The sequence below is a fragment of the Paenibacillus sp. J31R34 genome (genome assembly GCF_059383715.1).
The window spans coordinates 1309314-1323522 of the sequence record NZ_JBXENU010000001.1; the positions used below are offsets into that span (position 1 = coordinate 1309314).

Annotated in this window: 13 protein-coding genes; 1 reads left to right on the forward strand and 12 read right to left on the reverse strand. The window is 52.2% G+C overall.

Annotated elements, in window-relative coordinates:
• Positions 1–106: 106 nt before the first annotated feature.
• The 12 genes from AC50YG_RS05290 to AC50YG_RS05345 form a co-directional block, all read right to left on the reverse strand.
• Positions 107–1345 (reverse strand): pyridoxal-phosphate-dependent aminotransferase family protein, encoded by a 1239-nt coding sequence (locus AC50YG_RS05290; protein WP_494825183.1) that lies wholly within the window; start codon positions 1343–1345, stop codon positions 107–109.
• 2 nt (positions 1346–1347) lie between these two features.
• Positions 1348–2598, reverse strand: a complete 1251-nt coding sequence (gene allC, locus AC50YG_RS05295) for an allantoate deiminase (protein WP_494825185.1) — start codon at positions 2596–2598, stop codon at positions 1348–1350.
• Position 2599: 1 nt separating this feature from the next.
• On the reverse strand, positions 2600–4015 hold the full coding sequence (locus AC50YG_RS05300) for an allantoinase (protein ID WP_494825186.1): 1416 nt from the start codon (positions 4013–4015) through the stop codon (positions 2600–2602).
• Positions 4016–4116: 101 nt separating this feature from the next.
• Positions 4117–4488, reverse strand: coding sequence for a hydroxyisourate hydrolase (uraH, locus tag AC50YG_RS05305; RefSeq protein WP_494825187.1), 372 nt, complete (start codon positions 4486–4488; stop codon positions 4117–4119).
• The gene (gene pucL / locus AC50YG_RS05310) at positions 4485–5453 is read right to left on the reverse strand and encodes a factor-independent urate hydroxylase (RefSeq protein ID WP_494825188.1); all 969 of its coding nucleotides are present in this window, start codon (positions 5451–5453) and stop codon (positions 4485–4487) included. The genes uraH and pucL overlap by 4 nt, the downstream gene beginning before the upstream one ends.
• Positions 5454–5504: 51 nt before the next feature.
• Positions 5505–5999, reverse strand: coding sequence for a 2-oxo-4-hydroxy-4-carboxy-5-ureidoimidazoline decarboxylase (gene uraD / locus AC50YG_RS05315; RefSeq protein WP_473759227.1), 495 nt, complete (start codon positions 5997–5999; stop codon positions 5505–5507).
• On the reverse strand, positions 5996–6514 hold the full coding sequence (locus AC50YG_RS05320) for a (2Fe-2S)-binding protein (RefSeq protein ID WP_494825189.1): 519 nt from the start codon (positions 6512–6514) through the stop codon (positions 5996–5998). The genes uraD and AC50YG_RS05320 overlap by 4 nt, the downstream gene beginning before the upstream one ends.
• Complete coding sequence (pucD, locus tag AC50YG_RS05325) at positions 6511–8799, reverse strand: xanthine dehydrogenase subunit D (protein WP_494825190.1); 2289 nt, start codon at positions 8797–8799, stop codon at positions 6511–6513. The genes AC50YG_RS05320 and pucD overlap by 4 nt, the downstream gene beginning before the upstream one ends.
• Positions 8800–8841: 42 nt before the next feature.
• Positions 8842–9762 (reverse strand): FAD binding domain-containing protein, encoded by a 921-nt coding sequence (locus AC50YG_RS05330; protein ID WP_494825192.1) that lies wholly within the window; start codon positions 9760–9762, stop codon positions 8842–8844.
• Positions 9749–10360, reverse strand: a complete 612-nt coding sequence (locus AC50YG_RS05335) for a nucleotidyltransferase family protein (RefSeq protein ID WP_494825193.1) — start codon at positions 10358–10360, stop codon at positions 9749–9751. The genes AC50YG_RS05330 and AC50YG_RS05335 overlap by 14 nt, the downstream gene beginning before the upstream one ends.
• A complete protein-coding gene (locus tag AC50YG_RS05340; protein ID WP_494825325.1) occupies positions 10281–11390 on the reverse strand; it encodes an XdhC family protein in 1110 nt (369 codons plus the stop codon). The genes AC50YG_RS05335 and AC50YG_RS05340 overlap by 80 nt, the downstream gene beginning before the upstream one ends.
• A 72-nt stretch (positions 11391–11462) precedes the next feature.
• Entirely contained in the window at positions 11463–12788 is a 1326-nt protein-coding gene (locus AC50YG_RS05345) for a 5'-deoxyadenosine deaminase (RefSeq protein WP_494825195.1), read from the reverse strand.
• Between the two features lie 274 nt (positions 12789–13062).
• On the opposite strand from AC50YG_RS05345, the gene AC50YG_RS05350 reads away from it, so the two are divergent.
• On the forward strand, positions 13063–14145 hold the full coding sequence (locus AC50YG_RS05350; RefSeq protein WP_494825197.1) for an NAD(P)/FAD-dependent oxidoreductase: 1083 nt from the start codon (positions 13063–13065) through the stop codon (positions 14143–14145).
• The last annotated feature ends 64 nt before the right edge of the window (positions 14146–14209 follow it).

The window sequence follows — 14209 nt, forward strand, 5'->3', positions numbered from 1 at the left end:
GGCTTGGCGCGTTTCAGTCCGAGAAATAGAGAGAAAGTATGGCGAAATCGTATACTTTCTTATATTTCCAGGAAAAACCCGGGCGGCGGTATAAAATAGCATAAGTTTAACGATCGTCCGAATCATACACAGCTAGTGCCGCCTGCAAGCCCTCTCCAGCTGGCACAACTGCGCCATGCCGAATCAGCACCGCTTCAAGTGCACCGAGCAAATGCAGCACATTTTTCTGGCTGCAGCTGTAGCCCATCGTGCCAATGCGCCAGATTTTCCCTTTTAACACTCCGAACGAGCTGGCGATTTCGATGCCAAAGCTGCTTAGCAGCATGCTGCGAACCGCTTCTCCGTCAATGCCCTCTGGAATCATCACGCAAGTAACAACCGGAAGCTTGCAGGCTGGATTTCCATACAAGGTTAATCCCATTGCTGCAAGCCCTGACAATAGCGCAGCTTCATGCCTGCGATGTCTAGCGAATCGCTCCTCAAGCCCTTCAGCGAGCAAAATTCGCAGCCCTTCGCGCAAGCCATACAGCATCGAGGTCATCTCCGTATGATGATTGAGTCTTGCTGGCCCCCAATAATCCTGAAGCTGGCTCAAATCCAGATAGTTGCTCTGAATAGCCGGACGGCGATTGCCGCTGACAGCATCACCAGGGTCGAGCAGGCCTCGCTCGACCTTTTTGCGGGCAGCAATTTTCCGCTCCGCCCTGTCGTTATAAGTGATCGGGGCCATGCCCGATGGTACGGACAAGCATTTTTGCGTGCCGCCAATGACTGCATCTATACACCAGGCGTCCGTCTCAACGGGAACGCCGCCGATGGTCGCAACGGCATCAACGACAAACAGAATGTCTTGCTCCCTGCATGCTTTGCCAATCGCCTCCAAAGGCTGCATCCGGCCTGTGGACGTTTCCCCGTGAACCATGAGCACAAGCGCCGGACGTTCATGCTTCATTGCGGCGATGACTTCATCCGGCTCAAAAACTTCGCCCCATTCCTTATCCAGCGCCACAACCTCTGCGCCGCACCGTTCGGCAATTTCATAAAGCAAATTGCCGAAACGGCCATAAATCGGAACCAGCACTTTGTCTCCCGGCTCAATCAAGCTGTTAAGTACCGCTTCAATGCCTGAACGCGACGTTCCATCTATCGGATAAGCCCAGCGATTGTCCGTTTGGAACAAGCTGCGCAGCATTTCCATCGTATCATTCATAAGCGCCGTAAACTCGGGGTCAAATTGACCCAGTATAGGATAAGATAACGCACGAAGCACACGCGGGTCAACCTCAACAGGGCCGGGCGTCATAATCGTGCGGGGGGAAGGCGACAGTTCTCGGTAGCTCTTCATCATCATTTCTCCTCGTAAGCAAGCTCATACAACAATGCTGACAGTATCGCCGTCCCATCTACCAGTTGCTCCGGCGATGTATATTCATCTGGCGAATGGCTGATGCCGCCGCGGCTGGGAACGAATAACATCGCTGTAGGACACACGCCTGACAGCAGCTGGGCGTCATGCCCCGCTCCGCTCGGCATAACCGTATAAGGCAGAGACATTTGCTCAGCAATTCGTGACAGCCGCTCACGCAATTGCCGATCCATTGGAGCAGGTGCTGCCTCCATCCATTGTTCAATCGTCACATAAAGCTCCCGTTCGCCAGCAATTTCTTCAAACTGTTTAAAAACGGTTTGGCAAAATTGTCGAATGGCTGTCTTATCAATATGGCGAACATCGACAGTAAAGCTTACGGAGCCGGGAATGACATTCGGCGTATTTGGCGTTGTCGTCAGCTTCCCAACCGTAGCAACGAGCGGAGATCCGGTTAAAATCGCTTCCGTCTCCAGCTGCACGATCATCGCAGCTGCTCCAGCCAGTGCATCGCGGCGCAGCGGCATTGGCGTCGTCCCGGCATGATTGGCTGTTCCTCCCACCGTTACCGTATAACGATGCTGCCCAACGATGGCCTCAACAATGCCAACACTGAGCTGCCGCTGTTCCAAAACAGGTCCTTGCTCAATATGCAGTTCTACAAACGCTGCAATATCCGATCTGCGGGGGTCACACTGCTCCGGTTTGCCGAAGCCGCAGGCGAGCATCGCCGCTTGCAGGCTAATTCCTGCAGCATCATAGCGCTCCGCGTCCTGCTCTGTATCATACAGCCCGGTCATATTGCCCGATCCCCAATACGTAAGCGGAAAACGGCTGCCTTCCTCTTCGCAGAGCGAGACTACCTCAAGCGTCTTTACAGGCTGCCCATAAGCTTCCTTCAAATGCGCCAAAGCGGCAATCCCAGCAGCGACACCATAAGCCCCATCATAGTATCCTCCTGATTGCACCGTATCGATGTGGGAGCCCGTCATAACAACGGGTCCTTCTCCTGAACTGCCTTGCAGCCGGCCAAACAAATTGCCTACCCGGTCAAAATAAACGTCCATGCCCCATTCTCTCATTTGCTGGGCTAAATATTGCTGCGCCTCCAGCCATTCATCCGTATAAAGCAGCCTTGTCACACCACCACGCGGATCAGCGCCGAACTGGGACAATTCCTCCAGCAGCTTAGGGACAAAGGAGGCGAGCTGCAGTTTGCTAGTCATTGTCATCTCAAACGCTCCCCTTCATCATGCCCTTTTCCGGCCCGACCTCAAGCGGGAGCAGCGATTTACCCGATGCAGTCCTTGCCAAACCGCCGTCGACCGAATAGACAACGGTTCCTCGAACGAGTGTTGCCACGACTCGGCAGGCCATCTCTTTTCCCACATAAGGGCTATGCTTGTGCCGATATAATAAATTTTCCTCCAGCAGCTCATAAGCCGCATTAGGGTCAACAATAGCCAGGTCGGCATCCGAGCCGACTGCAATAGCTCCCTTTCGCGGATAAAGCCCGAAGCGCTGCGCAGGTCCTCCCGACAGCAGCGAGGCTAGCAATGGCAGCGGCAGCCCACGCTTGATCCACCCTTCACCAAGCACCAGCTCCATGCTGCTTTGTGCGCCGGATATGCCTCCCCATGCCTCGAAAAACGTTTTAGCAGCATCCACCTTCATCGAAGTCGGACATGGCGAATGGTCTGAAGCGATAACATCCAGCTTGCCTTCGCCAATCATTCGCCACAATCCCTCGCGCTGCTCCTCGCCGCGCAATGGAGGCGCGCATTTGGCAACCGCTCCAAGCGCCGTCATGTCCTTCTGCGTCAGCAGCAAATAATGCGGGCAGGTTTCCACCGTTACCGGCAAGCCGCGCTGCTTCGCGCGATCAATCAGCTCCACCGCGTCATAGCTGCTTATATGAACAAAATGCACTTGGCAGCCCGTCTGCTCCGCGAACAGCAGCGCCTTATTTACCGCCTCCAGCTCGGCAATAATCGGCCGCGAGGCTGCGAATGCCTCAGCATCAAAGCGCCCGGCTGCAAGGGCGGCATCAGCGAGCTGGGACGTCATGGCGTCGCTCTCGGCATGCAGGGCGACAAAGCCGCCAAGCTCGGCGATTTTTTTCATCCCCTCATACAGGGTCCAGTCATCCACCTCGCGAAAACGTCCTTCTCCTTCGCCGCCAGGATTGGACATAAACGCTTTAAAGCCGACGATGCCCGCTTCGAACATAGGAGCAAGCTCCTCCAGCTTTCCTGGGACGAGTCCGCCCCAGAACGTATAATCAACAGCCGAGCTGCCCTCTGCCTGGCCTGCTTTCAGCGCAAGCGCCTCGGTCGTTACAGTCGGAGGATTGCCATTGAGCGGCATATCCGCATAGCATGTAGCTCCGCCGGCAGCTAGCGCTGCTGACCCACTCGCAAACCCTTCCCAATGCCCCAAATTCGGTTCATTGAAATGCACGTGAATATCGACCATGCCCGGCAGCACATACTGTCCCTCCGCATCAATTCGGGAGCCGGCCTCGGCACCTGCGAGTGACTGCTCCAAGGCAGCAATGCGGCCATCGCGAATGCCTATATCCAGCTTTTTCACATCACCAGTCAAAACAACAAAACCATTCATAACGATGCAATCATAGTAGGAAGCCATGCCTATCCACCCCTTTTCAACCATAAGCCAAGCCTATCTGTCTACCAAACTATTCAAAGAGATTGCGACGAAATAAAGTGACGCTAATTTCCTCGCAGCTCCTAAGTACCGCGATAAGTGCTGTAGCCGCCCGGCGCAACAAGCAGCGGAATATGATAATGCGCCTGCGCATCGTTAACGCGAAAACGAATCGGTATTTGCTGAAAAATAAATTCAATCGACGATGCCTGCGCCGTGCCACTATCGCGTGACAAAAAGCTTCCAGCCTCAAACACAAGCTCATAGACACCCGGCTTCATATCCTCGCCAGCAAGCAGCGGAGCCTCCAGCCGTCCATCCCCATTGGTCACAGCCGATTGAAGCAGCAGCCGTTCCCCCGTTTCCTCACTCAACTGCCACAGCTCCAGCTCCATCCCTGCCGCAGCCTTTCCCGTGGAAATGTCAAGCACATGCGTCGTTATTTTGCCGCTCATGAGGAAGCTTCCTCATGAGCCAAATCCTCGCGGGTAAGCGTAAAGCCTTGGAAGCCAAATGGCGGGCGCGGCTCGGTGTAGACAGCGGCTGCATCCTCCTCCGTATGGTCAACCACCGTTTCCCATGTCCGGTTGTTCGATTCAAACCGCACCTCCGCCAATTGCGGGAAACGGGTCAAAATACGCAAGCCGACTTGATAAATTAAATATTGAATCGATGGCGTTTTATATTCATGAAACACATTATGGGTAATATCGCGGATATGCTCGGCTGCTACGTATTGCCTTGAGCCCGCTTCTACGGCATGTTCAACATCTCCATAGGTCCAATATATATTTAGAAAGATAAATAATGGCCGATCGTAGCTTTCCGGAAGTGTCGTATATTCGTCGCGGACAAATCCAAAGAAAGAGCTGCCGCTAACTTTAATAAGCTGCAAATCAGTAATGGCGCACTCATGCTCCACTATAACGGCCGCTCCCTCTTCGCCGTCACGGACGAGCTTCATCGAAGCGCTCGCATGATCATTATGGGAACGGCGGTAAACAAGCGAGCTATCCACCAGTCCGTCACTGCCATCTGCCACTTCAAGCGTATGGAATGGAATGCGGTCTGCACTCAGCTCAATGGCGTCAATATGCGGATAGCGGCTAAGAAATTGCTTGCTGATAAACGCAAGCAGCCCTTCTGTCGTGCTCCCCTCAAAGTCGGCCGTTTGCCGCAAAATAAAATTTTTCATCGAATCCGTCGCTACGACCTGCGTATTGTCGCCTTTGGAGAAAGAGGTCAGCAGCGTCTCGCCACTTACTGCAAATGTAATATTATGGGCAAAAATCACGTTCGTATCGCCAGTAAAAGCCGATTCTGGAATGGACTTCACCACCAGTGGAGCAGCATAGGTGCGGTAAGTCAGTACATCCCCTTTGCCATAATAAAGTGTACGTCCGCTGTGAAGTTTCAACATGTATACCCTCTCCCTTTGCTCTATGTCCATTTTGGTATAAACTTGTACGTGCTACTGCTCAATTAAATCGTTGAGGCGTAAGGAGGTGATGCGGGCGATTTGCCATTTCGCCTCCTCTAGTTCCTCCTGAAGGCTGTTGTCGATGCGCGCTGCCATCGCTTCCTGGATGTCTGCTTTGCTTTTGCCACGAACCGCCAAAATAAATGGAAAGCCAAACTTCTCCGTATACTGGCGGTTCATCGCTGCAAACTGCCCGTATTCCTCAGGCGTCAACTGGCTAAGTCCCGCCCCTTGCTGCTCTTTTGTGGAATATTCGCCAATGCTGATTCGAGTTGCCAGATCGGGATGCTCGCGAATAAGCACAAGCACCCGCTCCTCTCCCGCCGTATATGCCGCATTTACCATGCTCTCATGCAGCTGTTCAACCGAGCTGAACGGTTTATTCTCCCATGCCAGTTCCGCCACCCAAGGCGAATGTTCAAAAATTGCGCCAAGCGCTTCCGTAAATGCCTCACGGCTCATCGTATTTAACAAGTCCAATTTCATGGCGCTTCCCTCCTCCACTCTATCGCCCGCTGGGCGGCCCGTTTAATGCCTCCGTAGCCGGTGCAACGGCAAATATTGCCTGATAGTGCTTCTTCCACTTCTTCTTCACTTGGGTCAGGGCTTCGATCCAGCAGCGCCTTAACCGAAATAATCATGCCAGGCGTGCAGTAGCCGCATTGAAAGCCTCCCTCTTCGAGAAAAGCGCGCTGTACGGGGTCCATGCCTCCATCAGCCGCACCGATGCCTTCAATTGTCGTAATTTGCTTGCCCGCGCATTGGTAGGCCATCGTTAAGCAAGCATTAATCGGCTTGCCATCTACTAGTACCATACAGGCGCCGCAGCGCCCAATTTCACAGGAACGCTTCGTTCCCGTGAGCGCTAAATCGTCTCGCAGTACGGATAGCAGCCGTCTTGCTCCCGCCACTTCCAGCTTCATTTCCTCGCCATTGATGGTGCAGGCCAGCTCCGACTGCTCTGCGCCTCGCGGCGTTCCCAGCATTTCATGCTTGCTCATCGCTTGCTCACCGCCTCTTCAGCAAAAGCAAAAGCACAATCATTTTGCAGCAGCTCCGGCTCTATCGGCAGCTTCGTCACGCGAATGCCCACCGCCTGATGAATAGCAGCGGCGATGGCCGGAGCAAGCGTAACCGAGCCTACTTCACCAATGCCGCGCGGACCGTAGGTATCTCCTTGCGGCAAATGCTCAATCGGCTCAACACTGACCGTACCGCGATGCTCCACAATCGTCGGAACTAAATACGTATCCAAATTTTTCGTCATATATTGTCCCTGCTGCATAACCGCATCTTCCGTAATCGCAAATCCAAGCGCCATGCTGCTGCCGCCTTCAATTTGCCCAAGAAAGCCTTGCGGGTTCATCACAGGCCCTGCCGCTACCGCATGGTATTGGTCAAGCACCCTCACTCTTCCCGTCAGCTGATTAATCTCTACCTTCACAACAACTGCCGCATACGTATATAAAAAATGGGCTCCTGTTCGTGGGGTATCTGATGTCGGGAACTGAAAGGCGGTCGAGCAGCTTATCCGCTTTCCTTCTGCCTCAGCCAGCTCCTTATATGTCAGCAGCAAGGAACCGCCTGCCGTCTCATAAATGCCTCCTGCTCCCATTGCGAGCTTATCAGCTGATTTCCCCAGCAGCTCCGCCGCCCGTTCCAGCATTTGCGAGGTAAACGGCGCTTTCAGATTTTGCAGCGTCTTCCACATCATGCTGGTCGCTCTAGAAGCTGTTGTAGAGCCGCTGTCGGGCACTAGATCGGTATCCCCGATAATCATCCGTATATCGGATTCAGCCAAACCGAATTGCTCGATCAGCATCAGCGCAAGCGTAGCAAGCAAGCCTTGCCCAAATTCCTCGTAGCCGAATATCGCTTCAATACGGCCATCGGCTGCCAACAAGAGCCTGCCGCCTGCCGGATCGGGAATGCCTACACCCAGCCCGCCGCCGTGCATGGTGAAGGCTGAGCCAATACCCACCTTAATCCACGGCTCGCGCTCCTCTTCTCGATTCGGCATCCCTCTTTCCTGCCACAAGCCGCTCGCTTCAGCTGCATTCCACACCTGCATGGCACCTTCGGTTACGACGATCGGCTGGCCGAACGGGCCCGGATCATCCGGCATACGCATATTCATCCGCCGCAGCTCCCAAGGGTCCATGCCAAGCTTCTCTGCAAGCCGGTCAAGCTGCCCTTCCAATGCAAAAATCGCTTGGTTTCCGCCAAAGCCGCGAAACTCGCCGGACATTCCGTTGTTCGTATAGACGGAATAACCGTCTACCTCCACATGCTCGTAGCGGTATGGTCCAAGTACATGCTCAACGGCAAAGTTAAGTACCTCTGCTCCCAGCGTCGCATACGCGCCAGTGTCGGCGATAATCCGCACTTGATGCGCAAGCAGGCGGCCGCTCGCATCTGTACCGGTTTTCATCGAAATTTTCATCGGATGTCGCTTCAGCCCGGCGCGTACCGATTCCCATCTGGAATGATGAAGCTTGACGGGGAGGTTTGTTTTTAGCGCCAGCAGCGCGCCATAAGGCTGCACATTCAATTCATCCTTGCCGCCGAAGGAGCCGCCAATGGGGCTTGAGACGATGCGGATTCGCTCCTGCTTCATCGCGGTAATCCGCGACAATTGCAGACGATCCATAAACCCATGCTGAGTAGGCGAATATACCGTCAACCGCCCATCCTCCTCGGGCACAAACAAGCCGCCTTCGGTTTCCATATAGGTGTGCATCTGCCTCGGCGTAAAATAAGTATCCTCTACAATATGGGCACAGGCAGCGAACCCTCTGTCTGGCTGCCCTCTATTAAACTGGCTGCGATGCAGCACATTGCCCTGCGGATGAAGCAACGGCGCATCCTGCAAAAGCGCCAGCTCGGCATCGTCAACGATCGGCAGCAGCTCATAATCGACATCAATGAGAGTAAGAGCATATTCGGCTAGCTCAGCCGTCTCTGCGGCTACAGCTGCCACTGCATCGCCGACATACCGAACTTTATTTTCACAAAAAACAGGCTGATCTTGATGGGCAATGCCATAGCGGTTCAATCCGGGTACATCGAGATGGGTCAGCACGGCATGAACACCTTCAAGCTGCTGCGCCTTCTCGGTACAAATGCTGAGAATAAGAGCATGAGGATGCGGACTGCGCAGAACCCGGCCATAGAGCATGCCTGCTGCCGACATATCTGTCAAATAAGCAAGGCTGCCTGTTACCTTCCCCAGCCCATCCGGCCTGATTCGCCACCGTTTGCCACTTGATTCACGGTTCAACAGCATCGCTATCACCTCTCCTCTATGAACGCTAAGCTAGCTAGCATATTATGCTTTGGGCTGCATCGCTTTCCACAGCTCCGACACAATTAGATTGGCAGCTGTCTTCTTACGATAGCTTTCCGAAGCGAACACATCGCCTACCGGATGAAAATGCTCCATGACCGACGTATAACAAGAATGGAGCAGCGAACGGTCAAGCTTGCCGTCCTTAAGCAGCAGTTCTGTATGCTCAAGCCGCTTTGGCGCCGTCTGCCCGCCGCCAGCTGCAAGGCGTACATCCACGATATGCTGCTCGGAGCTTACAATGGCGCTTATAGCGACAGTCGCAATCGACGGAGTGAACACTTCGCGGCGGCCAACCTTGTGATAGACGTCCAACCTTCTATCCCCCTCCTGTTCTGGTAGTTCAACTGGCGGCAATATAATGGCGAGCAGCAGACGATTTTTCCATGCGGCACTTACCTGGGCTTCCAATAACCATTCTGCAAGCGACTGCTGAAATTCTCCTTGCCCATCATGCCAGAGGAGCACCGCCTCATATACAAGCAGCGCTGGAAGTGCGTCGCCCACCCGGGACAGAACATTGCCCCCTAGCGTAGCCAGGTTCCGTATTGATGGGGCAGCGATATTTTTCATCGCGGTTATGAGCAGCGAATAATGAGTCCTTATAAATGAATCATTTCTGACCTCTGACAGCAGCGCCGCCGCTCCGATCTGACAAATTTGCCGATCATGGCTGCTTGAAACAAGCACAATCGGCTTCTGCATGTTGGCCATTCCGCTTATATCGATTAAATGGCCAGGCATACGGGCAGTTCCCGCTTCCCACCACGTACGAAGCAGCGTCCCGCCTGCAACAAAAACGCCATCCTCGCCAAGCTGCTGCTTGAGCGTGCAAGCTTCCGCAGCATCACTTGCCTGCCATACGACGGGAGACTCCGGCTTCGTTTGTTTATTTATGGCCATCGCTCTCCCTCCTGTTCCAAAAATCAATAGCAGCCAGCAGACTCTCCTCGTCGTCAATATCATGAAGCGCAAAGTCAGGCTCACCGTTTAAATCCAGTATTTTCCCTTTATACTTGCCTGTAGCAAAGAGCCGTCTTGCTCCTTGATCACCCTCCAGCTCCTCCAAAGCGGAAAACATCGTTGTTCGCAGCAGCGCCGGAGGCATCGTCGCCGCTCCGTCGCTGAAGGCCGCGTAATCAAGCGTAGAATCCTGCTCCAGTGCCTCAATCAAACGCTCTGCCATCCTTGCCGTCACAAAAGGCTGGTCAGCTAACGCGATAAGGACGGCATCCGTATGTGGATGTAGAGCAAGCAGTGCCTCAAACCCGCTGTGCAGCGAGTAGGACATTCCACGCGCCGCCAGAGGGCTTTCTCGCTTGTGCAGTTGCGCTGCGGTGCAAGCCCGCTCCAGTTCAGGAGTGTCCAGCCACTCCAGTTCATCGTTGGTGCGATGAACGACAATCCAGCTTTTGATGACACTATTTAATAGAGCATGAAGCGCCTGACTGCCAAGCATAGCTTCCGGCGATAAAGGAAGCCGCAGCTTCGGCTGCTTCATCCTGCTGCTGAGGCCCGCCGCCAAGTAAATGCCTGACACCTGCATCGCCAGTCGCCTCCTTATCTTTCGTACGATTCGCAGCCCTTACTTGCACTAGCTCGGAAGCGATGCTTAACGCAATTTCGTATGGTCCCTCTGCATCTATCGAAAGTCCAATCGGAGCATAAACATTTTCAGGAAGCTTTCCTTCACCAAATAATTGCTGCATTCGTTTACGAGAGCCCATGACGCCGATATAAATAGATTGTGCTGCCAGTGCCAGCTGAATCAGTTGATGATCATAGTGGAACTGATGGCTGCATACGACGAAATAGTCCGTTCTATTAAATTGCAGCTTCGAGGCAAGCTCATCAGGCTTACCAGTAACCCTCACCACGCTACCACAGGGGTTAACCTGATTTTCAGAGCTAATTTGTGTATGCCAATCCGCCACAACAACATCAAATCCGCAGCCTGGAAGCATCGTGCAAAGTGCCTCTGCATCAGGTCCAGCGCCAAATACAATGGCTCGTGAACGCGGCTCCAGCTTCACCGAAAATGTCCCAGCCTCTCCGTGCTCATCAGCACTAGCTTTCCATCTATTTCGAGAAAGACTGACCACTGCTGCTGGCTCTAATTTATAGCAGATGCTACCCCCTACGCTCGACCAGCTTCTATTCAAAAAAATCGTCGCTCCCGCCCGCAGCCTATTTTTTGCCGTCAGCAGCTGTTCTCTGAGTACCGTCGTTACAGGCTCCAGCAGCACATGGATAATGCCGCCACAGCCGATGGTATCGCCCCACATTATGTCCTCTTCCGGCTGCATATTATAGATAATAATTTCAAAAGCTTCGGCAGAGCACACGCGGCTAACCCGCTCCTGCAAATCAGCCTCCAGACAGCCGGAACTAATACTTCCCGTCCTCGTTCCATCCAGCCTTAGCAGCATCGCTGCCCCTTCCTTGCGGTAAGCATGGCCCTCTACCCGTATAATCGTTGCGAGCGCGGTCGGCTGTTCAAGTGTCGCAATTGAATCCAGTACTTCGTGCATATCCACAAGCAGCCACCGCCTTTTATATATGAGGTTATTAATGAAATGAATTTCTGGCCTGCAGCCTATATGCTACAGCCTTGCCAGCAGTCCGCGAAGGGAACGATCAGATTCCCGCAGCACAAGCGGCTTGTCAATCGTCTTCATAATGCGTTTCTCCATGACGATTTGTCCGTCAATAATTACGGTATCCACGTCGCCACGGGTTGCCGCATAGACCACCCGCGAGAACCAATCTGCATCATAGGACGGATACACATGAAAATCCTCCAAATCAAGCATTTGCAAATCCGCTAGCTTGCCTTCCTCTAAGCTGCCAATGTCGTCTTCCATGCCGAGCACCTTCGCGCCGCCCATCGTCGCCATCCGCAGCACGGTGCGCGCATCCATGACCGTGGGGCCATGCTTCACCTTCTGGATAAAGGCGGTCAGCCGCATTTCCTGATACATATCCAAATTGTTGTTGCATGCCGCGCCATCCGCTCCAATACCAATATCGATGCCTTCGCGCAGCAGTTCGGGAATTTCCGCAATGCCGGATGCCAGCTTCATATTAGAGCCGGGGCAATGGGTGACCTTCACGCCTCTTTCCTTAATAATCCGCTTCTCTTCCTCATCGAGCCAAATGCTGTGGGCCAAAATCAAATTCGGCTTTGCCAGCCCGATATGATCCAAATAAACGACGTTGCGCTTGCCGCGTTCCGCTTCCACAATTGCGATTTCTCCGGTATTTTCGGAAGCATGGGTATGCACCTTAACCTTATATTGCTCGGATAAATCGCGTACTCCAATGAGCAATTCCTCTGTACAAGACACAACGAACCTTGGACAAAAAGCATATTGGATCCGGCCTTCGCCAGCGCCATTCCATTTTTCGAGCAAATCCACGCTTTGCTGCAACGATTGCTGCGTATTTTCCTGAAGCGCCAGCGGCACTTCCGTGCCATGGTCCATCATCACCTTGCCGGAAATGGCGCGAATGCCGCTCTCTAATATCGCCTGGAATGCCGACTCGGTATGATGCACCGTCTCCATATCCAAAATCGTTGTTGTCCCGCTGCGGATCAGCTCGCCGATGCCCAGCATAGCGGAATAATAAACCGAATCTGGGCTGTGAGCTGCCTCTAGCGGCCAAATCCGCTCGCGCAGCCATTCGATTAAAGCCAGATCATCTGCCCGACCGCGAAATAACGTCTGGCATAGATGTATATGTGTCTGTACGAAGCCGGGAAGTATAACTTTGCCATCAGCCTCAATGATTCGATCCACCCCATCAGCCGATATCTCACCGCCAATTTGAGCAATACGCTTGCCGCGAATGAGCAAATCTCCCGTTAAAATATCGCCACGTTCATTCATCGTCATTATCGTTGCGTTGCGAATAAGTATAGTCGTCATAGAATTGCCCTCTTTCAAGTTTGCGTTATGTTTTATAACATAATAAAGCACTGAACCCGATTTATCAATAGTATATGTAATTAAACTTAACATGTTGTCGTGGGTAAATGCCTAAAACACAATAAATATACCGCTTTCAAAGAAAAAGATGACATGAACTGGACTCGCTCGTTTGATTTTCTCCTTACAATCTATCGAAAAACACTCACTATCGTTCGCTTTTTCTTTTATATCTACTCTATTAACTGAGATAACATGCATATGTTAAAATAGGATGAAAAAGGGGGCGTCACTGCTGGAAAAACAAAAAGTAGTCATTATAGGAGCAGGAATTGTCGGAGCCTGTATGGCCTATCATCTAGCAAAACGAAATCAGGATGTAACCATTATTGAACGACACCCTACCGCAGCCCGTGAAGTTACAGAAAAATCATTTGCCTGGATACATACAACACATAGGGTGGCTCCCCAGTACAGACATTTGTATGACAGTGCTTCAGAAGAATACCTTGCACTGCAGCAAGAGCTACCCGAATTACAAATTCAATGGCACGGAGCATTAACGTGGGGCGATTCGAACCTAAATGAACAAATCTACCTACAAAATTTAAACCGAGAGCAGATTGAGGCATTGGAACCGAATCTGAAGGAGTATCCGAACGATGCGATGTTTGCCAATGAAGAAGGAGCAGTAGATCCGATCGAATTAACGGAACTATTGTTAAGAAAAGCACAGGAATACGGAGCAAAGGTACAGTTTGATACCAACGTTACACAACTGCAGCAAGAAAATTCACGCTTAATAGGCGTACATACCTCAAACGGATTTTTGGAGTCGGATGTTGTGGTATTAGCCGCGGGTACAGGCGTATCCGAACTTTGCAATTCATTAGGCTGCCCTGTACCAGTAACGCCGTCACCTTCCATTCTGATTCAAATGAAGACCTCGAGTAGACTAATACACACATTAATCTCGAATGCGCAGTTTGAAGCGCGTCAGCTAACCGATCATTCATTACTAGCTGCGGAAGATTATATCGATGATTCGGAGGAAAATGGACCAGAGGCCGTGGGCAAACGTGCCTTTGAGACGCTGCGTCGCAGCCTGAAGGGTGGGGAGCAATTGGAGCTGGAAAGCATCAAAGTTGGGTTGAGACCAATGCCAGAGGACGGCTATCCAATTGTAGGCTTTCATAATCAGATGAAGGGACTTTATGTGACGGTGATGCATTCTGCCATTACTCTGGCTCCGCTAATTGCGCGTCTAGCTGCAACTGAAATAATCAATCGAGAATCAAGATGCGAACTAGAGCCTTGTCGTTTCTCCCGATTTAAGCAGTATGACGAGCTATCATAAATAATTCACATTCCATAACAAAAACTTTTTATCCTCTGATGGCTCACTGCCTAATGTTCGGAAA